This window comes from Leifsonia sp. RAF41, assembly GCF_052114085.1.
In the GTDB taxonomy this organism is placed as follows: Bacteria; Actinomycetota; Actinomycetes; order Actinomycetales; family Microbacteriaceae; genus Leifsonia.
Genome location: NZ_JBFREB010000001.1, coordinates 594675 through 616894 on the forward strand (window position 1 = coordinate 594675; position 22220 = coordinate 616894).

At 68.9% G+C, this 22220-nt stretch carries 20 protein-coding genes and 1 tRNA gene; 19 read left to right on the forward strand and 2 right to left on the reverse strand.

The annotated features are described in order from the left end of the window. Nucleotides 1-63: 63 nt before the first annotated feature. Both AB4Y74_RS02850 and AB4Y74_RS02855 read left to right on the forward strand, forming a co-directional pair. Nucleotides 64-231: a hypothetical protein gene (locus tag AB4Y74_RS02850; RefSeq protein WP_441797606.1), complete on the forward strand. Its 168-nt coding sequence runs from the start codon at nt 64-66 to the stop codon at nt 229-231. Continuing rightward, nucleotides 231-701, forward strand: a complete 471-nt coding sequence (locus AB4Y74_RS02855) for a RidA family protein (RefSeq protein WP_441797607.1) — start codon at nt 231-233, stop codon at nt 699-701. The genes AB4Y74_RS02850 and AB4Y74_RS02855 overlap by 1 nt, the downstream gene beginning before the upstream one ends. 74 nt (nt 702-775) lie before the next feature. On the opposite strand, the gene acs is transcribed toward AB4Y74_RS02855, so the two are convergent. Further along, nucleotides 776-2725 carry an acetate--CoA ligase gene (acs, locus tag AB4Y74_RS02860; RefSeq protein ID WP_441797608.1) on the reverse strand — a complete coding sequence of 650 codons (1950 nt, stop codon included), beginning with the start codon at nt 2723-2725 and terminating at the stop codon, nt 776-778. Nucleotides 2726-3080: 355 nt separating this feature from the next. On the opposite strand from acs, the gene AB4Y74_RS02865 reads away from it, so the two are divergent. From AB4Y74_RS02865 to AB4Y74_RS02880, 4 genes are all read left to right on the forward strand, one after another. Beyond that, entirely contained in the window at nt 3081-4070 is a 990-nt protein-coding gene (locus AB4Y74_RS02865; RefSeq protein ID WP_441797609.1) for a TadA family conjugal transfer-associated ATPase, read from the forward strand. Next, nucleotides 4067-4972 (forward strand): type II secretion system F family protein, encoded by a 906-nt coding sequence (locus AB4Y74_RS02870; protein ID WP_441797610.1) that lies wholly within the window; start codon nt 4067-4069, stop codon nt 4970-4972. The genes AB4Y74_RS02865 and AB4Y74_RS02870 overlap by 4 nt, the downstream gene beginning before the upstream one ends. 111 nt (nt 4973-5083) lie before the next feature. Then, on the forward strand, nt 5084-5278 hold the full coding sequence (locus AB4Y74_RS02875) for a DUF4244 domain-containing protein (RefSeq protein ID WP_441797611.1): 195 nt from the start codon (nt 5084-5086) through the stop codon (nt 5276-5278). Between the two features lie 282 nt (nt 5279-5560). Continuing rightward, nucleotides 5561-5950 carry an Rv3654c family TadE-like protein gene (locus tag AB4Y74_RS02880; RefSeq protein ID WP_441797612.1) on the forward strand — a complete coding sequence of 130 codons (390 nt, stop codon included), beginning with the start codon at nt 5561-5563 and terminating at the stop codon, nt 5948-5950. A gap of 12 nt (nt 5951-5962) precedes the next feature. Here AB4Y74_RS02880 and AB4Y74_RS02885 read toward each other — a convergent pair whose 3' ends face one another. Next, on the reverse strand, nt 5963-6208 hold the full coding sequence (locus tag AB4Y74_RS02885; protein WP_441797613.1) for a hypothetical protein: 246 nt from the start codon (nt 6206-6208) through the stop codon (nt 5963-5965). A 269-nt stretch (nt 6209-6477) separates the two neighbouring features. On the opposite strand from AB4Y74_RS02885, the gene topA reads away from it, so the two are divergent. From topA to AB4Y74_RS02950, 13 genes are all read left to right on the forward strand, one after another. Further along, nucleotides 6478-9318 (forward strand): type I DNA topoisomerase, encoded by a 2841-nt coding sequence (gene topA / locus AB4Y74_RS02890; RefSeq protein WP_441797614.1) that lies wholly within the window; start codon nt 6478-6480, stop codon nt 9316-9318. Then, nucleotides 9315-9935 (forward strand): dTMP kinase, encoded by a 621-nt coding sequence (tmk, locus tag AB4Y74_RS02895; RefSeq protein WP_441797615.1) that lies wholly within the window; start codon nt 9315-9317, stop codon nt 9933-9935. Before topA ends, tmk begins: the two co-directional genes overlap by 4 nt. A gap of 59 nt (nt 9936-9994) precedes the next feature. After that, complete coding sequence (locus AB4Y74_RS02900; RefSeq protein ID WP_441797616.1) at nt 9995-11185, forward strand: DNA polymerase III subunit delta'; 1191 nt, start codon at nt 9995-9997, stop codon at nt 11183-11185. Beyond that, entirely contained in the window at nt 11182-12762 is a 1581-nt protein-coding gene (locus AB4Y74_RS02905; protein WP_441797617.1) for an alpha/beta hydrolase, read from the forward strand. The genes AB4Y74_RS02900 and AB4Y74_RS02905 overlap by 4 nt, the downstream gene beginning before the upstream one ends. Before the next feature lie 40 nt (nt 12763-12802). Beyond that, complete coding sequence (locus tag AB4Y74_RS02910) at nt 12803-13492, forward strand: TetR family transcriptional regulator (protein WP_441797618.1); 690 nt, start codon at nt 12803-12805, stop codon at nt 13490-13492. 80 nt (nt 13493-13572) lie between these two features. Next, nucleotides 13573-13648, forward strand: a tRNA-Thr gene (locus AB4Y74_RS02915). A gap of 114 nt (nt 13649-13762) precedes the next feature. Next, a complete protein-coding gene (locus AB4Y74_RS02920; protein WP_441797619.1) occupies nt 13763-15271 on the forward strand; it encodes a D-alanyl-D-alanine carboxypeptidase/D-alanyl-D-alanine-endopeptidase in 1509 nt (502 codons plus the stop codon). A gap of 38 nt (nt 15272-15309) precedes the next feature. Further along, the gene (locus AB4Y74_RS02925) at nt 15310-15885 is read left to right on the forward strand and encodes an isochorismatase family protein (RefSeq protein WP_441797620.1); all 576 of its coding nucleotides are present in this window, start codon (nt 15310-15312) and stop codon (nt 15883-15885) included. 80 nt (nt 15886-15965) lie between these two features. Continuing rightward, nucleotides 15966-18152, forward strand: coding sequence for an MMPL family transporter (locus AB4Y74_RS02930; protein ID WP_441797621.1), 2187 nt, complete (start codon nt 15966-15968; stop codon nt 18150-18152). Between the two features lie 43 nt (nt 18153-18195). Further along, nucleotides 18196-18912, forward strand: coding sequence for an alpha/beta fold hydrolase (locus tag AB4Y74_RS02935; protein ID WP_441797622.1), 717 nt, complete (start codon nt 18196-18198; stop codon nt 18910-18912). Between the two features lie 126 nt (nt 18913-19038). After that, the gene (locus AB4Y74_RS02940; RefSeq protein ID WP_441797623.1) at nt 19039-19548 is read left to right on the forward strand and encodes an Lrp/AsnC family transcriptional regulator; all 510 of its coding nucleotides are present in this window, start codon (nt 19039-19041) and stop codon (nt 19546-19548) included. Then, the gene (locus tag AB4Y74_RS02945) at nt 19548-21011 is read left to right on the forward strand and encodes an NAD-dependent succinate-semialdehyde dehydrogenase (RefSeq protein WP_441797624.1); all 1464 of its coding nucleotides are present in this window, start codon (nt 19548-19550) and stop codon (nt 21009-21011) included. Before AB4Y74_RS02940 ends, AB4Y74_RS02945 begins: the two co-directional genes overlap by 1 nt. Nucleotide 21012: 1 nt before the next feature. Then, nucleotides 21013-22203: a thiolase family protein gene (locus AB4Y74_RS02950; protein WP_441797625.1), complete on the forward strand. Its 1191-nt coding sequence runs from the start codon at nt 21013-21015 to the stop codon at nt 22201-22203. The last annotated feature ends 17 nt before the right edge of the window (nt 22204-22220 follow it).

Below are 22220 nucleotides of genomic sequence, written 5' to 3' on the forward strand. Positions count from 1 at the left end.
TTGCGCAGACATAGGATCAGAGTAGGTGATGAACCTGCGAAATCCCCCGAACCGAGGAGTACGATGCCGCGCTGGGAATACCTGACCACCCCGCTGATGATCCACAACACCGCCGCGATCCTGAACAATTGGGGGTCCGACGGCTGGGAGCTGGTGCAGGTGGTGACCGGGCCGGAGGGCGGCCTCGTGGCCTACCTGAAGCGACCCGTGCTGGATGGGGAGCAGGCCTGATGGCGGACGTCGAAGCGCGTCTGGCCCAGCTCGGCATCGAGCTGCCCCAGGTCGTCCCGCCGGTCGCCGCCTACACTCCCGCCGTCCTCGATGGCGACCACGTGTACACCTCGGGGCAGCTTCCCATGGTGTCCGGTGTGCTGCCCGCGACCGGCAAGGTGGGCGAAGGGCCGGGACTCGTGGCCTCCACCGATGCCAAGGAGTACGCGCGCATCTGCGCTCTCAACGCCCTGGCGGCGGCGAAGAGCGTCCTAGGATCCCTCGACCGGGTGCGTCGGGTCGTCAAGGTCGTCGGCTTCGTCGCCTCCGATCCCGCGTTCACCGGTCAGCCGGGCGTCATCAACGGCGCGTCCGAGGTCCTCGGCGAGATCTTCGGCGACGCCGGTGTGCACGCGCGCTCGGCCGTGGGCGTCGCGGTACTGCCGCTCGATTCGCCCGTCGAGGTCGAACTCATCCTCGCGGTCGACTGACGACCCGCGACTCTCGACGAACAGCGAAGGGGCGGTGCCGATCGGCACCGCCCCTTCGTCGTCCCCACCGCTCGTCAGGTGAGCTTCGCCTGGATGGAGTTCATCACCGACGTGTCGGCCAGCGTGGTGGTGTCGCCGACCTCTCGGCCCTCGGCCACATCGCGCAGTAGGCGCCGCATGATCTTGCCCGAGCGGGTCTTGGGCAGTTCGGACACGATGAAGATGTCGCGCGGCCGGGCGATCGCGCCGATCTGCTGGGTGACATGCTTACGCAGCTCAGCGGCGACATCCATCGCTCCCGCCTGCTCGAGCTGGTTCTGCTTGATGATGACGAACGCCACCACGGCCTGACCGGTCGTCTCATCGCTCGCGCCGACCACCGCGGCCTCGGCCGTGAAGGGATGCGCCACCAGCGCAGACTCGATCTCGGCCGTTGAGAGTCGATGTCCGGACACGTTCATCACGTCGTCGACGCGGCCCATCAGCCAGATCTCGGTGTCGGAGTCGTAGCGGGCCCCGTCGCCGGCGAAGTACTTGTCGCCGAACTTCGACCAGTAGGTCTCCTTGAAACGCTCCGGGTCGCCCCAGATGCCGCGCAGCATGCTCGGCCACGGCTCCGTGACGACCAGCAGACCGCCCTGGTCCTTGCCGACCGGCGTCCCTGCCTCGTCGAGGATGTCGACCGAGATGCCGGGCAGCGGTACCTGGGCGCTTCCCGGCTTCAAGGTGGTGACGCCGGGCAGCGCGGAGATCATGATCGCTCCGGTCTCGGTCTGCCACCACGTGTCGACGATCGGGGTGGTGTCGCCGCCGATCACCTCGCGGTACCACATCCATGCCTCGGGATTGATCGGCTCACCCACCGAGCCGAGCACGCGCAGGCTGGACAGGTCGAACTGCTGCGGGTGCTGACGGCCGAGCTTCATGAAGGAGCGGATCGCGGTCGGTGCGGTGTAGAAGATCGAGACCTTGTACTTCTCGATGATCTCCCACCAGCGTCCGGGATGCGGCGTCTCCGGCGTGCCCTCGTACATCACCTGGGTGGCGCCGTTGGCGAGCGGGCCGTAGACGACGTACGTGTGACCGGTGATCCAGCCGACGTCGGCACTGCACCAGTAGACGTCCGTCTCCGGGTGCAGATCGAACACGTTCTTGTGCGTGAAAGCGGACTGCGTGAGGTAGCCGCCCGACGTGTGCAGGATGCCCTTCGGCTTCCCTGTCGTGCCCGAGGTGTACAGGATGAACAGCGGCTGCTCGGCGGGGAACGCCTTGGCCACGTGGTCAGCGTCGACCTGAGCCAGTTCGTCGTGCCACCACAGGTCGCGTCCCTCGGTCCAGCCCACCTCGTTCTCGCCGCGCTTCACCACGAGGACGTGCTCGACAGAGGTGGCCTCGCCGCTGAGCGCCGCATCCACAGCGTCCTTGAGCGGGAAGACACGGCCCTTGCGCCAGCCGCCGTCCGCGGTGATGACGAGTTTCGCTTCCGCGTCGTCGATGCGCGAGCGGAGGCTCTCGGCGCTGAAGCCGCCGAAGACGACGGAGTGAACGGCGCCGATGCGTGCCACGGCCAGCATCGCGACCACGGCCTCCGGGATCATCGGAAGGTAGATCGCGACACGATCGCCCGCCCGGATGCCCAGGCTGGTCAACAGATTGGCCGCTTTCTTGACCTCAGTCGTGAGCTCGGCGTACGTGATGGTGCGGGCGTCTCCGGGCTCGCCCTCCCAGTGGATCGCGACCCGATCGCCGTTTCCCGCCAGCACATGGCGGTCGAGGCAGTTGTAGGCGATGTTGAGCTCGCCGTCGTCGAACCACTTGGCGAAGGGCGGCTCACTCCAGTCCAGAGTCCGGGTGAAAGGCGTGTGCCAGTGCAGGAGCTCTCGAGCCTGGTCGGCCCAGAATCCCAGACGGTCGGCGGCTGCGCGCTCGTACAGGTCGCTGTTCGCGATGGCGTTCGCCGCGAACTCTTCGCTCGGCGGGAACCGGCGGGCTTCGTGGAGCAGGTTGTCGATTGTGTTGCTCATAGGGAGGCTTTTCGCTCCTTCGCGATGCGGTCGATACGGGTCGTGGCGCGACAATGCCTGACTCTACAACCTGCCAGGGAGGTGGCCGCAGAAGACTTGCGTTTGCATCGATTCTGCGTAAACTAGTCCCCGGCCGAATGTAAATTCGTGCGTGCGGCGCAATCGATTCCCCCCAATCCTGCGCCGCAGTGGCCGCACCTGTTCCCCCCAATAGGTGCGGCCCCCCTTTGTTTAACCGCTGGTTGGCGCGTTTCGCGCTGTAGACGGCGTCGTCCACAGCTCCGGAGTCGCTTCGGTTCTCCACGGTCTTCACGGTCTGCGCTCGTGCGTGCGGCCGAGTTTCTAGTGTCGCCATATGACGATCGACGCACCTTCTTCCTCCACCCGAGAGCCCGGCCTCTGGCGCACGTTCGGGCCGCTCGCCCCATATCTGCTTCGCCCCGGAGTCACCGATCTGTTCGTGACAGGAGCGGGGGAGCTGTGGAGTGACGGGCCCCCACATGGGCTGCGACGAGAGGAGGGGTGGAGTGCTGACGAGCGCAGCGCGCGCGAACTCGCGGTGCGTCTGATCTCGGCCGGTGGGCGGCATATCGACGAGTCCACCCCGTTCGTCGATGTCCGGCTCCGCGGAGGCGTGCGCGTTCATGCGGTGCTTCCGCCGGTCTCCACGGGCGGTGCGCTGCTCTCCATCCGCGTGCCGCCGCGTTCGCAGCCACAGCTCGACGAACTGGTCGCGGCGGGCGGGATGCGAACGAGCGACCGCGATCGTCTGCTTCGGGCGGTGAAGGCCCGGTCGAACCTTCTCATCACCGGCGCCGGCGGGGCAGGGAAGACGACACTGCTCGCAGCGGTTCTCGCCAACGCGCCGCCGGACGAGCGCATCGTCGTCATCGAAGATGTGGCCGAGCTCCGCATCCCGCACCCCCATGTCGTCGGCCTGGAGACGCGCCAGCCGAACCTGGAAGGCGCAGGGGGTGTCGACCTCCGTCGGCTCGTCCGCGAAGCGCTGCGCATGCGACCCGATCGGTTGGTGCTGGGGGAGTGCCGAGGTGAGGAGGTGCGCGACCTGCTGGCGGCGCTCAATACCGGCCACGACGGGGGCGCGGGCACCCTGCACGCCAACTCCCTCGACGATGTGCCGGCTCGGCTGGAGGCGCTGGGAGCGCTCGCAGGGCTGGACGATCGTGCGCTGGCACGGCAGGCGGTGAGTGCCATCGGACTGGTCGTGCACCTCGAGCGCTCCGGCGGTCTGCGTCGGCTGGGCGGGTTCGGGCGGTTCCGGTTAGATGCGGACGGGCGACTCGCGATCCGCCGGCTCGGAGGCCTCCCCGAGGAACCGGAATGAAACGGCGCGTTCCCGGCGCCGAGGCCGACGCCGTCGCCGCGCTGGCCGAGTCGCTCGCCGTGCTCCTCGACGCAGGGCTCACGCCGCGGTCGGCCTGGGCCGCGGTGGCTGAGCACGGCGGCCATCCGGTGGCGGCGCACGTTGTCGCATCGCTGGCGGCTCAGCCATCGTGCGCCCGCGGACTTCGGGATGCGGCGCGATCGGACGATGTGCGCGCGGTCGCCGCCGCCTGGCAGGTGGCCGAAGACGCGGGCGCACCGCTGGGGCATACGCTCCGCGTGGTGGCGGAGACCGTGCGAGACGTCGCCGAGGCGGAACGCGAGGGGGAGGTTGCGCTGAGCGGGCCGCGGGCGACCGCGCGACTCGTCGCCTGGCTGCCTGCGGCCGGGGTGGTGCTCGCGCTGGCCATCGGGGCCGATGTCGTCGGCACCGCGGCGACTCCGGCCGGAGGGACGGTTCTGGTGGCGGGCGTCGCCCTGATGCTCGCCGGCCGGTGGTGGATGCGGGCGCTTCTCCGGCAGGCGCTCGCGCGTCGGCCGATCCCGGGACTGGGAGAGGAACTGGTCGCCCTTTCTCTGGCCGGCGGGGCGTCGGCCGAGGCATCGGTCGACGCGGCGAATCGCGCGATCCGTGCCGTCGGACTGCGACCGCAGGATCACACCGGCGCCCGGCGCATCCTGCGAGTGGCCGAGTCCGCCGGCGCACCGGCGGTCGACCTGCTGACGGCCTCGGCGCGCCAGCAGCGGCGATCTTCCCGGGCCGATGCGCGGCGCGCAGCGGCGACACTCGGTGTCCGGCTGATGCTGCCGCTGGGAGTCTGCGTGCTGCCGAGCTTTCTCCTGCTGGCCGTCGCTCCGCTCGTGTTGTCCCTGTTGTCGTCCACAACGGCCGGGTTGCGATGAGGTTTCCACGGATGTCGCGATTGCGCCCGAGGGGATGGCAGCGCGCCGAAGGATGGACTCAGTGGAACCACCACAGCCGAGGAAACCCAGACGGGTAAGAAGGGAGATCCGATGTCTCACATGATCGGACTACTGCGCAGAGCGAGTCGACGCGTCAGCGGAGATCGCGGAGCGGCGACCGCGGAATACGCGATCACCATTCTGGCCGCGGTGGGGTTCGCCGGTGTACTCGTCGCCCTCCTGAAGGGTGACGAGGTGAAGGCGATCCTGTCCGACCTGGTGCACCGTGCGCTCTCCGGAGGGTGACCGGGGGAGCGTCACCGCCGAGTTCGCAATCGCGGTCCCGAGCGTGCTCGCCTGTCTCGCATTGTGTGTCGGAGTGGTGCAGGGGATGGCTCAATACGCGGGCCTGGCCGGAAGCGCCGCGGTCGCCGCGCGGCTCGCCGGCCGTGGCGACGACCCAGCCGCGGGCGTACAGGGCGGAGCGATCACGGCGATAGAACGAGAAGGGAAAGTGTTATGCGTATCGATGGCGGCGGCAGACGACACGGTGCTCAGTCGCCTGAGCATCCGGCTCAGTGCCCGCGCATGCGCACTCGACGAAGGGGTCCGCAAGTGAAGGGGCGGGTGAACGTCCGCTGGAGGGATGACCGAGGGTCGGGTTCCGTGCTCGCGTTGAGCATCGTGTGCACCGTGGTTGCCGTCGGAGGTGGCGCGATCTCGGTCGTGGGTGCGGGCGCGGCACATGCGCGGGCTGCAGCGGCAGCCGATCTGGCAGCGCTCGCTGCTGCGGATGTCGCGACCGGGCGCGCCGACGGAGTGCCGTGCGAGGCAGCAGAGGTCGTCGCGCGCGCCAACAGCGCCCGCCTCGTCACCTGCAGCCAGGCGGGCCTGATCGTAACGGTCACCGCTTCGACCCCTTATCTGGGCCTGAGCGCGTCCGCATCGGCGCGAGCCGGACCTCCCGAGGGCGGGTGAGCCGGCATCGGCTCAGTCGAAGACGGTCTCCAGGAAGCGATACGAGACCGCGGTCGGCCGGTCGCCTCGACCGTCGTCCGAGGCGTACTCCCGTTCGTCGCCCGAAGCGCGGACATAGAGATAGTGCTTCGAGCCGACGGATGCGGAAATCTGGAGGCGAGGGCGGGCGTCGCCGGAATCGAGGAAACCGGTCGAGATCGTCTTTCCTTCGAGAGGGCCGTCGATCAGTTTGGCGGTGTACATCATTGTCGTTGCCATGTTGTCATTGTCCTCCTGCGGGGCACGGCGGGAAAGGGCTGCGGGCTCGCTCGGCGTGGTCCGCCGCTCGCTGGGCGGCTGCGCCGAGGGCGAACGTCGCGAACCCGATTAGGCGGACAAGCGGCGAAGGTGTGTATGGTTTGCCTGTCGGACGACGGACCACGCGGGGTGTGGGGCGTCGCCGCAGGGGGAGCACGCCACGTCCGTCCAGTCGTGGACGACATGGTCAGCTGTGGACGACACAGCGTCTGCATATTAAGAGGAGTCAGGTGCCTGACACGAAGAAGCTCGTGATTGTCGAGTCTCCGAACAAGGTCAAGTCGATCGCCCAGTATCTGGGCGACGGTTACGAGGTCATGGCCTCGGTCGGCCACATCCGCGACCTCATCGAGCCGAAGAATCTCCCCCCGGAGCTCAAGAAGGGGTCGCTGGGCAAGTTCTCCGTCGACGTCGAGAACGAGTTCGAGCCCTACTACGTCGTCTCCGACCAGAAGAAGAAGACGGTCGCCGATCTGAAGCGCGCGCTCAAGAACGCCGACGAACTCCTGCTCGCGACGGATGAGGACCGCGAAGGCGAGGCGATCGCCTGGCACCTCGTCGAGGTGCTGAAGCCGAAGGTGCCCGTGAAGCGGATGGTGTTCCACGAGATCACCCGCGAAGCCATCGAGAAAGCACGCGACAACACCCGCGAGATCGACACCGCACTGGTCGACGCTCAGGAGACGCGGCGCATTCTCGACCGCCTCTACGGCTACGAGGTGTCGCCCGTTCTCTGGCGCAAGGTGGGTCCGGGACTGTCCGCGGGACGCGTCCAATCGGCTGCGACGCGGCTCGTCGTCGACCGTGAGCGCGAGCGACTGGCCTTCGTCCCCGCCTCATACTGGGGGCTGACCGCGCGACTCGCACCGGAAGACGCCAACGCATTCGACGCCCGTCTCGCGCGCCTCGATGGCCTCCGCGTCGCTACGGGCCGCGACTTCGACGACCACGGACAGCTCACCTCGGACGCCAGGACGCTCGACGAAGCGTCGGCGACAGCTTTGGCGGAAGCGATCCGTCAGCCCAGCACGGCCATCGCCGTCTCCAAGGTCGACTCGAAGCCCTACTCCCGGCGACCTGCTGCGCCGTTCACGACGTCGACGCTGCAGCAGGAAGCTGCCCGCAAGCTCCGCTTCTCCGCGCGTCAGACGATGAGCGTGGCCCAGTCGCTCTACGAGAACGGCTACATCACCTATATGCGCACCGACTCCGCGTCGCTGTCGCAGCAGGCGACGAATGCTGCCCGTGCACAGGCCGCCAAGCTCTACGGCCCCGAGACGGTGCCCGACAAGCCACGCACCTACGTTTCCAAGAGCAAGAACGCACAGGAGGCGCACGAGGCCATTCGGCCGTCCGGCGAGACCTTCCGCACCCCGGCGGAGCTCGAGCGGTCGCTCCGCGGCCAGGAGATGCGCCTGTACGAACTGATCTGGAAGCGCACCGTCGCCTCGCAGATGGCCGACGCCAAGGGGCAGACCGCTTCCGTGACCGTCGAAGCGCGGGTCACCGACGGTCCGCTGAACGGAACACTCGCCGAGTTCACCGCGAGCGGCACGGTCATCACCTTCCGCGGCTTCCTCAACGCCTACGAAGAGAGCAAGGACGAGGAGCGCAACACCTCCGACTCGGCCGACGCGAAGCTCCCGCCACTCACCGAGAAGCAGCCGCTCCACGTCGAAGAGGTCGCGGCCGACGGCCACGAGACCACCCCGCCGCCCCGCTACACCGAGGCGAGCCTCGTCAAGTCGCTGGAAGAGCTGGGCATCGGGCGGCCCTCGACCTTCGCGAGCATCATCTCGACGATCATCGACCGCGGGTACGTCACCCAGCGCGGCCAGGCTCTGGTCCCCAGCTGGGTTGCGTTCTCCGTGGTCCGCTTGCTCGAGGACTACTTCGGCGACCTCGTGCAGTACGACTTCACCGCCGAGATGGAGGACGACCTCGACCGCATCGCCGACGGCGAAGCCGAGCGGGTCGACTGGCTCAACAGCTTCTACTTCGGTAGCGGCAAGCACAAGGGACTCCGTCGCGTCATCGACAACATGGGCGAGATCGATGCGCGCAGCATCAACTCGATCACCATCGACGACGGCATCACGCTCCGCATCGGCAAGTACGGCCCGTATCTCGAGGTCGGCGAGCCGGACGCGGCCCCGGATGCGACCCCACGACGGGTGAACATCCCGCCGGAACTGGCCCCCGACGAACTGACCCCCGCCAAAGCACGCGAGCTGATCGACGCCCCCGTGCAGACCGACCGTGTGCTCGGGACCAACCCCGCGAACGGCAAGCAGGTGCTCGCCAAAGACGGACGCTTCGGTCCGTACGTCACAGAGGCGGACCCGGACGACGATTCTGCCGTCGACCCGAACACGGGTGAGGTCGCCGAGGCCCCGAAGAAGACGAAGAAGGCCGCTGCCGAGAAGCCGCGCACCGCGTCCCTCTTCAAGTCGATGGACCTCGCGGCCATAGATCTCGAGACCGCGCTCAAGCTCCTCGACCTTCCCCGCATCGTCGGTGTCGACCCGGAGAGCGGCGACGAGATCCAGGCGCAGAACGGCCGTTACGGCCCGTACCTCAAGAAGGGCAGCGACACCCGCTCCCTCCCCAGTGAGGACGACATCTTCGACGTCGATCTCGCGGGGGCGCTCGAACTGTACGCGCAGCCCAAGTACGGCAACCGCCGTGCATCGAGCGCGCTGAAAGAGTTCGACGCGGACCCGGTCAGCGGTAAGCCCATCCGGATCAAGGACGGGCGCTTCGGCGCGTACGTGACCGACGGCGAGACCAACGCCACGATCCCGCGCGGCGAGACCGTCGACGAGGTCGACTTCGATCGAGCGGTCCAGCTGCTCGCCGACAAGCGGGCGAAGGGGCCGGCCAAGAAGCCGGCGCGCAAGGCGGCAGGGACCGCCAAGACAAGCACGGCAAAGACGACCGCCGCCAAGACGACAGCCGCCAAGACGACCGCCGCCAAGACGACCGCGGCCAAGAAGCCGGCAGCCAAGAAGCCTGCAGCGAAGCGACCCGCTACCCCGCGGTCCACCGCCGCGAAGAAGCCCGCCGAGTGAGCGGCGGCCTCTTCATCACTCTCGAGGGTGGGGACGGCGTGGGCAAGTCGACCCAGGCCGCCCTCCTCGAGGGGTGGCTGACCGAGCAGGGCCGGACCGTCGTCCGCACTCGCGAACCCGGTGGCACGGCCGCAGGCGTCGAAATCCGTGAGATCGTGCTCCACCACCGCGGCGACATCGCTCCCCGCGCCGAAGCGCTCCTCTACGCCGCCGACCGCGCCCACCACATCGCGACGGTCGTCCGTCCAGCGCTGGCGCGCGGGGAGGTCGTGGTCCAGGACCGCTACATCGACTCCTCCGTCGCCTACCAGGGCGCGGGGCGGGTGCTGGACGCGGAGCAGATCCGCGACCTCTCGCTCTGGGCGGCCGAGGGGCTGGTCCCCGACCTCACCATCCTGCTCGACCTCGACGAGGAGGCCGCCCGTGCGCGCCTCGACACGTCGCGGACGCGCTACGACCGGCTGGAAGCGGAGCGTTCCGACTTCCACGCCCGCGTCCGCTCCGCCTACCTCCGCCTCGCGGACGACGAACCCGATCGATTCCTCGTGGTCGACGCGTCGCGACCGGTGGAAGAGATCGCCGCCGAGATCCGCGACCGTCTCGCCGCACGGGTCTGATCCCGCCGTCCAGCAGCGGGTGTGCAGCGGTGTCCGCCGTGCCAGCTAGCCTGGAGACCATGACGGTCTGGGACGAGCTCACGGGGCAGGACGAGGCGATCGAGGTCGTCCGCGCCGCCGCGGCCGGATCGACCGTTCGCTCGCCGGACGGCTCCACCGGCCGGGGGATGACGCACTCCTGGCTCATCACAGGCCCGCCCGGTTCCGGGCGGTCCAACCTCGCCTACGCGTTCGCCACGGCCCTCCTGAGCCCGGGCACTCCCGAGGGCGACCTCGCCACCCAGCGTCAGGTCGAGGCCCGCACGCACCCCGACCTCGCGGTCCTGAGCACGGAACGGGTGATCATCTCCATCGACGAGGTGCGCGCCCTGGTCGCCAGCTCCCAGTTCTCCCCGTCGGTCGGCCGCTACCGCGTGATGGTCATCGAAGACGCCGACCGGATGACCGAGCGAACGTCCAACGTCCTGCTCAAGGCCCTTGAGGAGCCCCCGGAGCGCACGGTGTGGATCCTGTGCGCACCGAGCGACGCCGACCTGCTGCCCACCATCCGCTCCCGCGTTCGCACCGTGCGTCTGCGCGTGCCTGGCGTCGCCGATGTCGCCGAGCTGATCCGGCGCCGCGACGGAGTCGACGCCGAGACCGCGGAACGTGCAGCGCGGCACGCACAGAGCCACATCGGGATGGCACACCGTCTCGCCACACACGAGGAGGCCCGAAGACGCCGCGAGCAGACGCTCGAGCTGGCGCTCGGCATCCGCTCCCTCTCCGACGCGGTGCTGGCCGCCGCAACCCTGCTCGAGATCGCCGGCGCCGACGCGAAGGCGATCACCGAGGAGCGGGACGCGGAAGAGCGGGAGCACGCCCTCCGTTCGCTCGGCATCGAGCCGGGCGGCACCATCCCTCCGGCTCTGCGCGGACAGCTGCGCCAGCTGGAGGAGGACCAGAAGCGTCGCGCCACCCGCAGCCTGCGGGACGGCATCGATCGCATCCTCGTCGACCTGCTCTCGCTGTACCGGGACGTCATGATGATCCAGCTCGGGAGCGACAGCGAACTCGTCAATCAAGAACTCCGTCCCGAGCTCGACGCTCTCAGCGCTCACACGAATCCGGCCGCTACGCTCGCCGCGATGGACGCCGTCGCCACCGCACGCGAACGCATCGACGGCAACGTCGCCCCGGCCCTCGCCCTCGAGGCCATGCTGACCACGATCCTGCGCGGAACGAACGCGCGGAAGGGGACCGAACTGTGACCACCCGAACCGGCAGCCGCGCGTCCGGCGACCGCGGCACAGCGGCTCGGAGGCACGCCGTCCGTACAGCCGCCATCGCGGTGGCCGCGATTCTCGCCCTCACCCTCAGCGGGTGCGTCACGTGGTTCATGCCCGCGAAGGCCCCGGCCACCTCGAGCCCCGCCCCGGACAAAGTCTCGGCCGCCCTGCAGCCGTACTACGGCCAGATCCTCCACTGGACGTCGTGTGCGAGCGGGAAGCAGTGCGCCACCGCGAAGGCGCCGCTCGACTGGACCGACCCGGCGGCCGGCGAGATCGAGCTGGCACTCATCCGCCAACCGGCCAAGGGGACGAAGCAGGGCTCCCTCCTGACCAACCCGGGCGGCCCCGGTGCCTCCGGCTTCGACTTCGTGAAAGACTCCGTCGACTTTGTGGCCGACGCCACCCTCCAGGACCACTTCGACATCGTCGGCTTCGACCCCCGAGGGGTCGGACGCTCCACAGCGGTGAAGTGCTACGACCCCAAGCAGATGGACCAGTACCTCTACGGCATCACCCCGGGCGTGCGGGGGTCCGATCAATGGATCGCGGAGAACACGGCGATCGCGAAGGACTTCGGCGAGGCCTGCCAGAAGAACACCGGCAAACCGCTCCCGAAGCTCGACACCGTCAGCGCCGCCCGCGACCTCGACCTCCTGCGCGCCACCCTGGGCGACACGAAGTTGAATTACCTGGGCTACTCGTACGGCACCTACCTGGGCTCGGTCTACGCGGGGCTCTACCCCGGAAAGACCGGACGGCTCGTCCTCGACGGCGCGCTGGACCCGGCCGCATCCAACTTCGATGTCACCGAGGTGCAGGCCAAAGGCTTCGAGAGCGCCCTGCGCGCCTACCTCGCGAGCTGCCTGAAACAGAAGGACTGCCCGTTCAGCGGAACGGTCGACGGCGCGATGGGAACGGTCGCTCAGCTCCTGGCGGCGGTCGAGAAGAGTCCGATCCGGAACTCGGATGGCCGCGAGCTGGGTGCGAACACCCTGGTCACGGCGATCATCACCCCGCTGTACGACGCGACGGCGTGGTCGTACCTCGACAAGCTGTTCGAGTCCGTAATGCAGGGGAGCGCGTCCGTCGCGTTCACCCTGGCCGACACGTACAACAACCGCACTGCGGACGGCGCCTACTCCGACAACTCGACCGAGGCGTTCGTCGCGATCAACTGCCTCGACTACACCTACGATGCCGACCCCGCGCTGATGCGGACGCAGGCCGCCGCGCTGGCGCAGGCCGCTCCGGTCATCGGCCCGTACATGGCCTACGGCGACATCGGGTGTGCCAACTGGCCCTACAAAGCGACCGGCGAGCGGGGCCCCATCTCGGCTGACGGCTCGGCGCCGATCCTCGTCGTCGGCACGACGAACGACCCGGCCACGCCGTACGTGTGGGCGAAGAACCTGGCCGCCGAACTACAGAACGGCCACCTCCTCACCTACAAGGGCGAGGGCCACACGGCCTACAACAAGTCGAACTCGTGCGTGAACGACACGGTCGACGCCTACCTCGTGAAGGGCACGATCCCCGACGAAGGTAAGACCTGCTGACGAGTGGTGCAATTTTGCAGGGAATGAAATAATCGTGTTCGTGTCTGTGGCCCCCGAATCCACGCTGGGCGAGTTGGGACTGCGCGAGCGCAAGCGCATCGCCACCCGCCGGGCGATCCAGATCGCTGCCGTCGAGCTTGCGAGCGAGCGCGGCTTCGACCGCGTCACCATCGATGAGATCAGCCACGTGGCCAACGTCTCCCCGCGTACCTTCTTCAACTATTTCCCGTCGAAAGAGTCCGCGATCATTGGCGAACTCCCGGAGCTCCCCGACGAGGAGAGCATCGACCGTTTCGTCACCGCGGGGCCCCAGGAGGCCATCCTGGACGGCATCAGCATCCTCCTCATCGCCGCCATCGACGTCGGCGACACCGGGGGCGAGCCGGACGAGGGCGGCTCGGATCCGCAGAGCATGCAACGTTTGCACACACTGCGCCGGGCACTCCTCAAGGACAACCCGGAGCTGTTCGCGCTGCGGATGGCGAGCATGCACAAGTTCGAGGACGCGCTCAGCGGCGTGGTGCAACGCCGGCTGGCCCACGACGATCCCGCCCTCGCGGGCGACCCCGAAGGGCTGCATCAGCGCGCCCGTCTGGTGACCTACGTGGCCTTCGCCGGGATGCGGCACGCCTGGTCGTGCTGGGCCGACCATGGCGGCGTCGAGCCGCTGTCGGACCGCCTGCGGAGTTCGTTCAAGCAGCTGTCAGAGCTCGGCGCGCAGGTGCGCTGACCGCGCATCCCTCCTGGTCGTCACCATCGCACGGGATCGGGTAAGCTATCTGACTGTGCGCCGAGCGGAAGCCGGCCCACGCCGCCCTAGCTCAGTCGGCAGAGCATCTCACTCGTAATGAGAAGGTCAAGGGTTCGATTCCCTTGGGCGGCTCCACTTCATCCCTCTCGCGGTCCTCCCACGGCGTGGACAAGCCGAGGCGCTGCGCTCGAAGAAGAAATGACCGTCCGTCTCGTGGCAGCATTCAGAAAGCCCAGGTAGCATACCCGGATGCACGAATCGGACCAGCCGGTCACAGGGCCCGACCCGTCCGCCCCGTCGACCACCCCCTCCCCAGGCGTCGCAGCCGGCGTCATGGCCACCATTCGGAAGCACCCCAAGGCGTGGATTGCCGGGGCGGCCGCCGTCGTCTTCGTGCTCCTCGGCACGGGCAGCGTCGCCCTGGGCGCGACGGTCGGAGGCCCTGCTGCCGCGGTCGGCATCCCCTCCACCAGCACTCCGACCCCCACCCGCACCGCGACGCCGACGCCCACGCCGACGGTGGACCCGGCCCGGCCGGTCCCGGCGAACCAGCCGGCGGCTACGCGTATCCGCACGTGTTCGGTGGCGGGCCTCGCGGCCGATGGTCGACTCGGGAGCCTGGAGGCGCAGGTCGTCAACGCGAAGACCGGTCAGACCCTGTTCGACCGCAACGGTGTGAAGCCGGGGCCGACGGCATCCGTGCTCAAGACCCTCACCTCGGCGGCCGCGCTCGCGACGCTCGGCCCGGACTACCGGGTCTCAACCACGGTCGTCGCAGGTAGCACCCCCGGCCAGATCGTCATCGTCGGCGGTGGGGATGTGACGCTCTCTCGTCTGCCCGACGGCCAGGCCTCGTTCTACACGGGCGCCCCGAAGATCCAGGACCTCGCCAACCAGGTGAAGCAGGCGATGGGCGGCCAGCAGATCACCTCCATCGTCGTCGATGCCTCCCTCTTCGGCGCACCGTTCTGGCAGCCCAGCTGGGACGAGCGCGAGGAGCGCGTCGTCGAGGGTTCCACGCCGTACATGACCGCGCTGATGGTCGACGGCGACCGCGACGACCCCACCGCGGTGGAGTCGCCGCGCAGTACCGACCCGGTCGCACGTGCGGTGCAGTACCTCCAGCAGTACCTGGGCACCAGTGTCGGCGTCAGTCAGGGCGTCGCGCCGGCAGGCGCGCGTCAGCTCGGCGTGGTTCAGTCGCAGCCGGTCACCACGCTGATCGACCAGGCCATGCGGGTCTCCGACAACACGATCATGGAGGAACTCGCCCGCCTCGTCGCGATCAAGAACGGCGCCGGTAACACCTTCGATGCGCTCAACGCGGGCGTCCTCGCCGGCCTCAAAGGCTACGGGATCGACACGGCGGGCATCCACATCGCCGACGGCTCCGGGCTGAGTGCGGACAACGCGGTGCCGCCGTCGTACCTCACGCAGCTCTTCATCAAGGTGCTGAACCGGCAGAACGGTCTCGGCGTCGTCTATGACGGCCTCCCCGTCTCCGGCAAGTCGGGCACGCTCGGCCCCGGATACAACCGGTTCACCGGGTCGAGCTCGGCCGCGCGCGGTGCGGTCTTCGCGAAGACCGGCTGGATCGACCACGGCTACACGCTGTCCGGCATCGTCAACGCCGCCGACGGCACGCCTCTGACCTTCGCGGTGTTCGCCCTCGGCAACGTCGGCGACAACGCCAAGCAGGCGATCGATAGCCTCGTCACCGGTTTCTACAACTGCGGAGACAACCTCTCCAACGGCTGAGCCGAGCGGTCGGAGGACAACCGATCCGGGAGGACCGAATGGGCAGGGCGCTGTTCATCGTCGACGTTCAGAACGACTTCACCGAGGGGGGCGCCCTCGGGGTGGAGGGTGGTGCGGCGGTCGCCCGGGGTGTCACCGAGCTCTTGCGGGCACACGCCGACGACTACGCCGTCATCGTCGCGAGTCGCGACTGGCACGACGGCGACAACGACAACGGCGGGCATTTCGCGACGGACGATGCGCCCGACTTCGAGAGCAGCTGGCCGCAGCACTGCGTGGCTGGCACGAACGGCGCCGACTACCATCCGGCGTTCGACACGGCGCGGGTGATGTTCCACGTCCGCAAGGGGCAGGGAGTGCCCGCTTACTCGTTGTTCGAGGGTCGGACCGAGTCGGGGGCGACCGTGCACGAGATCCTCGACCAGCACGGCATCCACACGATCGACATCGCCGGGATCGCCACCGACTACTGCGTGCGGGCCTCAGCGCTGGACGCGCTGGCTCGGGGCCAGCACGTACGCGTGCTGACGTCGCTGGTCGCCGGAGTCGCCCCCGCCAGTTCGGAGGCCGCGCTCGTCGAGCTCGCTCACGCGGGCGCCGAACTCGTGGATTGACCACTCGGACCACTCGCGTGGACGGATCGGACCGTTCGCGCTACCCTAATTGCTAGCTCATCTAGTAATCAGGAGGCGAAGTGTCCAAGGACGTCCCCGGCCGCGAACCGGCCCGCTGGCTGCGTATTGTCGTCCCCACCGCGCTCATCCTGATCTGGCTGGTGCTCGCCGGCATCGGTGGCCCGACCTTCGGCAAGCTCTCCGCGGTCTCCAGCAACGACCAGGCGGCGTTCCTGCCGGCCAGCGCCGAGTCGACCGAAGTGCAGGAATGGCAGAAGCGCTTCACCGACTCCGGCTCGATCCCGGCCATCGTCGTCGTCGAGGCGGAGGAGGTCATCCCCAAGAGCGAACTCGGGACGACGTACGCCGACCTGGGCACGAAGCTCGGACAGGTGGACGGCGTGCAGGCGCCGGCGGAGGGTGAGACCACGAGCGTGGCCGGCCCGATCCCGTCGGAGGACGGCCGAGCCGTCGAGTACATCGTGCCGGTGTCCAACACCGACGAGGTCAAGACGGTGGTCGCCGACCTTCGAACCGTGGCCGATGAAGCGGTCCCTGACGGCGCACAGGCCTGGGTGACCGGCCCGGCGGGACTCACCGCCGACTTGGTGAACGCCTTCGGCGGCATCGACGGGGTCCTCCTGCTGGTAGCGGTTGCCGCCGTCTTCGTCATCCTCCTGCTCGTCTACCGTGCCCTGCTCCTGCCGTTCCTGGTGCTGTTCACGTCGATCTTCGCGCTCTGCGCGGCGATCCTGCTCGTTTACCTCTTCGCGCTCTGGGGGTGGATCAAGCTGTCCGGGCAGAGCCAGGGCATCCTGTCGATCCTCGTGATCGGCGCCGCGACGGACTACTCGTTGCTGCTCGTCTCCCGCTACCGGGAGGCGCTCGAGCACGAGCCGTCGCGCTGGGTCGCGATCCTGCGCGCCTGGAAGGCGTCGTTCGAGCCCATCGTCGCGTCGGGGGCGACCGTCATCCTGGCGCTCCTGTGCCTGCTGTTCTCCGACCTCAACTCGAACAAGAGCCTCGGGCCGATCGCCGCGATCGGGATCGTGTTCTCCCTGTTCTCGGCGCTCACGCTGCTGCCCGCACTGCTCGCGGTCTTCGGCCGGGCGGCCTTCTGGCCGTTCCGGCCGGTCGTCGGCGGGCGCCCGCACAAGCACGCCGATGGCGTCACCCTGACCGGTCTCGAGGGCGTCCATGGGCTGTGGCGGCGAGTGGGCGGCCTGATCGCGCGCCGGCCCCGGGTCACGTGGATCGTGTCCTTCGTTCTGCTCGCCGCCTGTGCCCTCGGACTCACGCAGCTCAAGGCGAACGGTGTGCAGCAGACCGATGTCATCCTCTCGCAGTCGGACGCGGTCGACGGGCAGGCGGTCGTCGCCAAGCACTTCGACGCAGGCTCCGGCTCGCCGGTGCTGATCGTCGCGCCGGAGAGCGACGGCGACGCCGTGCTCGCGGCGACGAAGAAGGCCGACGGCATCGCGTCCGCCGCGTTCTACACCGGGGGAGGCCGTCCCCAACCCGGCGCGACGGCAGACCCGGTCGTGAAGGACGGTCACGTCCTCATCCAGGCGACGCTGGCGTCGGAACCGGACTCGGCCGAGGCCGAGGCGGTGGTGAAGGACCTGCGTGCCTCGCTGTCCACGGACGGCTCTGTGCTCGTCGGCGGCGTGACCGCCATCGCGCTGGACACCAACGAGACGGCGCAGAGTGACCTCGCCAAGATCATCCCCATCGTCCTGGCGGTGATCCTCGTGATCCTGATGCTGCTGCTGCGGTCGATCCTGGCGCCGGTGCTCCTGATCGGCAGCGTCGTGCTGTCGTACGCGGCCGCGCTGGGCGTCTCCGCCCTGGTCTTCAACCACGTGTTCGGCTTCCCTGGCGCGGATGCGGCCGTGCCGCTGTTCGGATTCGTGTTCCTCGTCGCCCTCGGGGTGGATTACAACATCTTCCTGATGACACGGGTTCGGGAAGAGTCCGTGCGGCTGGGGACGCGCCCCGGCATCCTCCGCGGTCTCGGGCTCACCGGCAGCGTCATCACCTCCGCCGGTGTAGTGCTGGCGGCGACGTTCGCGGCGCTCGCCGTCATCCCGATCCTGTTCCTCGTGCAGATCGCGTTCATCGTCGCGTTCGGCGTGCTTCTGGACACGGTCATCGTGCGTTCGCTGCTCGTCCCGGCCGCGTCCTACGACATCGGGCGCGCGATCTGGTGGCCGTCGAAGCTCTGGCGCGACACGACGAACGTCGAACGCGCGGAGGTCGACTCCTGACGCCCGGCTTGCCCGCGGCTTCCGCGTGGGCGAGAGTGACGTCATGACGCGTCTCCACGTCGAACGGCATCCCGGTGCGGACCCCGTGCTGCTCGTACACGGGTTCGCGTCGACGGGCGCCCTCACCTGGGAGGCGACGGGATGGGTCGCCGCGCTCGCCGAGGTGGGTCGCGGGGCGATCGTCCCCGACCTCCGCGGCCACGGCGGGAGCGACTCCCCGCACGATGCGGACGCGTACTCGCCCGACCTCCTCGCCGCCGACCTCGTGGCCGTTCTCGATGAGGAGGACGTCGACCGGGTGGATGTTATCGGCTACTCGATGGGCAGCTGGGTGTCGCTCGCGCTCGTCGGGCTCGTCCCGCAGCGGGTGCGGCGGTTGGTCGTCGGCGGGGTCGGCACAGTTGAGCAGTTCGGGTATTGGGGAGTGTCCGCCGTGCAGGCGGCGCTGCGGGACGACGCGACCGCTCTGGATCCGGCGAGTCCGCTGGGGCCGTTGCTCGCGTCCCTGCGCCAGGCGCCCGGGGTCGACCGCGAAGCGCTAGCGGCCTGCGCGGAAGGGATGGCTGCGCATCCGCTGCCGCTGACCAGCGTGGTGCCCACGATGCTGGTCGTCGGGGAGGTGGACCCCGTCACCGAGGGCGCCGAGGAGGCGGCCCGGCTGCTGAACGCCGAGTTGATCGTGATTCCGAAGCGCAATCACGTCACGACGCTGAGCGCGCGGGCGTTCAAACAGGCGGCACTGCCGTTCCTGGCGAGCTGAGCAGTCGGGCCGCCGCCTCGGGCCGCCGCCTCGGGCAGGCTGCCCGCCTCTTCCTGAGAGCTTCGATCACCGTGCCGCAGGCGCGTACCCTGCGTCGTACGATGTGCGAGGACCGAAGGAGGCCGCATGATCGACAAGCTCGACGCCGAGCTGATCGCGCTGCTGGCCGCGGAGCCGCGGCTGGGCGTGTTCGAGGCGTCGCGGCGCCTCGGCGTCGCGCGGGGGACCGTACAGGCGCGGCTCGACCGGTTGCAGCGGTCGGGCGTGGTGCGCGACTTCGCGCCGACGGTGGACACGGCCCGGCTCGGCTACCCGGTGACCGCATTCGTGACCGTTGAGCTCGCGCGTGAGGATGGCCGCGGCGATGGTGCGGTCGCCGAGCACCTGAGGGCCATCCCGGAGGTGCTCGAGGTGCACACCATCACTGGAGCGGGGGACCTGATGGTTCGTGCCGTGGCTCGCACCAACACCGACCTGCAACGGGTGATCGACCGCATCGACGGCGACCGGGCGGTGGGCCGCACGTCGACGGTCATCGCTCTCACCACCGTGATCGACCATCGAACCGTGCCGCTCGTTCAGGCGGCTGTGAGTCCTGACAGCGACAGCGCGACGACCGAGGAGGAACACAAGTGATGGATGAGAAGGCTCTGCTGGAGCGTGTGCCCGACGGGCTCTACATCGGTGGGGAGTGGACGACAGGCGCGGCCGGCACCTTCGCCGTGTTCGACCCGGCGACCGGGGACCGCATCAAGGAGATCGCGGACGCCTCACCCGAGGACGGCATCCGGGCGCTGGATGCAGCGGTCGCCGCCGCCGACGACTGGGCCGCGACCCCGGCCCGCGTGCGCGGCGAGATCCTGCGGCGAGCGTTCGACCTCCTGCAGGAGCGGCGCGACGAGTTCGCGCTGCTGATGACGCTCGAGATGGGGAAGCCGCTCGCCGAGGCCGGCGGCGAGGTGACGTACGGCGGCGAGTTCCTGCGCTGGTTCTCCGAAGAGGCCGTTCGCATCTCCGGACGCTACGGCGCCAACCCGGAAGGCAACGGGCGGATGATCGTCTCGCAGCATCCCGTTGGCCCCTGCTTCCTCATCACGCCGTGGAACTTCCCCCTCGCGATGGCCACCCGGAAGATCGCTCCGGCACTCGCGGCAGGCTGCACGGTCGTCATCAAACCGGCCGAGCTGACACCCCTGACGACGCTGTACTTCGCGAAACTTCTCGAGGACGCGGGGCTCCCGGGCGGCGTGCTCAACGTGATCACGACGACGACCTCCGGGAAGGTGTCGGCGCCGATCATCGCCGACGCACGCCTCCGCAAGCTCTCCTTCACGGGCTCGACCGAGGTCGGTCGCAAGCTGCTGCAGCAGGCGTCGAAGAACGTCCTGCGCACCTCGATGGAACTCGGCGGCAACGCACCTTTCGTCATCTTCGACGATGCCGACCTCGATAAGGCGGTCGACGGGGCCATGCTGGCCAAGTTCCGCAACATCGGCGAGGCCTGCACTGCGGCAAACCGGTTCATCGTGCACGAGGCCGTCGCCGACGAGTTCGCCCGACGCGTCACAGAGCGCGTAAACGGGCTGAAGGTCGGCCGAGGCACCGAGGACGGCGTCACCATCGGTCCGCTCATCAACGAGGGAGCGATAGAGAAGGCGTCCGAGCTGCTCCAGGATGCGGTCACGCGGGGGGCTGCTGTCCTCACCGGAGGCGGGCGTGTGGACGGCACGGGGACGTTCTTCGAGCCGACCGTCGTGACGGATGTGCGACCGGGGAGCGAGATCCTCCGTCAGGAGATCTTCGGGCCTGTGCTGTCGATCATCCGGTTCTCCGACGAGGACGAGGCGGTGCGCCTGGCGAACGACACGGAGTACGGCTTGGTGTCGTACGTCTTCACCAAGGATCTGGCACGCGGTCAGCGGATGATCGAGCGGCTCGAGACCGGGATGATGGGCCTCAACGTCGGTGTCGTCTCCAACGCCGCGGCGCCGTTCGGCGGCGTCAAGCAGTCTGGGCTGGGTCGCGAAGGCGGCTTCGAGGGCATCCACGAGTACCTCAACACCAAGTACACCCTGACGCCGAACCCGTTCGGGGCCTGACGTGGCTCGCACCGAAGCGGTCATCGTCGACGTAGTGCGGACGCCGTCCGGGCGTGGCAAGCCCGATGGCGAGCTCTCCGACATCCACCCGGCCGACCTGCTCGCCGGCGTCCTGCTCGAACTGGTCGGGCGTACCGGGATCGATCCGGCGGTCGTCGACGACGTGATCGGTGGATGCGTCACGCAGTCGGGTGAGCAGGCGGGCAACATCATCCGCACGGCAGTGCTCAGTGCGGGGTTCCCCGAGAGCGTCCCGGCCGTCACCATCGACCGGCAGTGCGGCTCCAGCCAGCAGGCGGCGGCGTTCGCGGCACAAGGCGTGATCGCGGGGGCGTACGACGTCGTCATCGCGTGCGGGGTGGAGTCGATGAGCCGCGTCCCGATGGGCTCCAACGCGCAGGGCGCGGAGCTCGGCGGGGCCCTGCTGAAAAGTCGGTATCCGCTGGGACTCGTGAATCAGGGCGTCGCTGCCGAGTTGATCGCCGACCGCTGGGGTTTCAGCCGTGCCCAGCTCGACGACTACGCCGCCGAATCGCATGGCCGCGCAGCATGGGCCGCGGCCAGCGGCGCGTTCGAGGGTGAGCTGGTGGCCGTCCCGACGCCCGACTCGGGCAGCGTCATCGCGGACGAGACCATCCGGGCGGGGACGACCGCCGAGAAGTTGGCGCAGTTGCAGCCGGTGTTCCGCAGCGAGCGTCTGGCCGAGCGCTTCCCGCAGGTGGAGTGGCGGATCACCGCGGGAAACTCCTCCCCGCTGACCGATGGCGCCTCCGCAGCACTCATCATGAGCGCGGAGGCGGCCGCACGGCTGGGGCTGCGTCCGCGAGCCCGGTTCCACTCGTTCGCGGTCGCCGGAAGCGACCCGCTGCTCATGCTGACCGGGATTCTGCCGGCCACCCGCAAGCTGCTCGACCGCAGCGGCGTCGGGCTGGACGAGATCGACGCCTACGAGGTGAACGAAGCGTTCGCACCGGTCCCGCTGCTGTGGAAGCAGGAGTTCGGCGCCGACCCCTCGAAGCTGAACCCCCGGGGAGGCGCGATCGCGCTCGGGCACGCGCTCGGTTCGTCCGGCACCCGCTTGCTGGCCACGCTGCTCAATGAGGTGGAGGCGCGCGGCGGCCGGTACGGGCTGCAGACGATGTGCGAGGGTGGGGGCACAGCGAACGCGACCCTCATCGAAGTGCTGCGCTAACCGGCGCGGCGACCACA

What these genes read in the sequence shown, in the direction of transcription:
- AB4Y74_RS02850 (WP_441797606.1), top strand. Translation starts at nt 64, where the DNA reads ATGCCGCGCTGGGAATACCTGACCACCCCGCTGATGATCCACAACACC.
- AB4Y74_RS02855 (WP_441797607.1), top strand. Translation starts at nt 231, where the DNA reads ATGGCGGACGTCGAAGCGCGTCTGGCCCAGCTCGGCATCGAGCTGCCC.
- acs (WP_441797608.1), bottom strand. Translation starts at nt 2,725, where the DNA reads ATGAGCAACACAATCGACAACCTGCTCCACGAAGCCCGCCGGTTCCCG.
- AB4Y74_RS02865 (WP_441797609.1), top strand. Translation starts at nt 3,081, where the DNA reads ATGACGATCGACGCACCTTCTTCCTCCACCCGAGAGCCCGGCCTCTGG.
- AB4Y74_RS02870 (WP_441797610.1), top strand. Translation starts at nt 4,067, where the DNA reads ATGAAACGGCGCGTTCCCGGCGCCGAGGCCGACGCCGTCGCCGCGCTG.
- AB4Y74_RS02875 (WP_441797611.1), top strand. Translation starts at nt 5,084, where the DNA reads ATGTCTCACATGATCGGACTACTGCGCAGAGCGAGTCGACGCGTCAGC.
- AB4Y74_RS02880 (WP_441797612.1), top strand. Translation starts at nt 5,561, where the DNA reads ATGCGCACTCGACGAAGGGGTCCGCAAGTGAAGGGGCGGGTGAACGTC.
- AB4Y74_RS02885 (WP_441797613.1), bottom strand. Translation starts at nt 6,208, where the DNA reads ATGGCAACGACAATGATGTACACCGCCAAACTGATCGACGGCCCTCTC.
- AB4Y74_RS02900 (WP_441797616.1), top strand. Translation starts at nt 9,995, where the DNA reads ATGACGGTCTGGGACGAGCTCACGGGGCAGGACGAGGCGATCGAGGTC.
- AB4Y74_RS02920 (WP_441797619.1), top strand. Translation starts at nt 13,763, where the DNA reads ATGCACGAATCGGACCAGCCGGTCACAGGGCCCGACCCGTCCGCCCCG.
- AB4Y74_RS02925 (WP_441797620.1), top strand. Translation starts at nt 15,310, where the DNA reads ATGGGCAGGGCGCTGTTCATCGTCGACGTTCAGAACGACTTCACCGAG.
- AB4Y74_RS02935 (WP_441797622.1), top strand. Translation starts at nt 18,196, where the DNA reads ATGACGCGTCTCCACGTCGAACGGCATCCCGGTGCGGACCCCGTGCTG.
- AB4Y74_RS02940 (WP_441797623.1), top strand. Translation starts at nt 19,039, where the DNA reads ATGATCGACAAGCTCGACGCCGAGCTGATCGCGCTGCTGGCCGCGGAG.
- AB4Y74_RS02945 (WP_441797624.1), top strand. Translation starts at nt 19,548, where the DNA reads ATGGATGAGAAGGCTCTGCTGGAGCGTGTGCCCGACGGGCTCTACATC.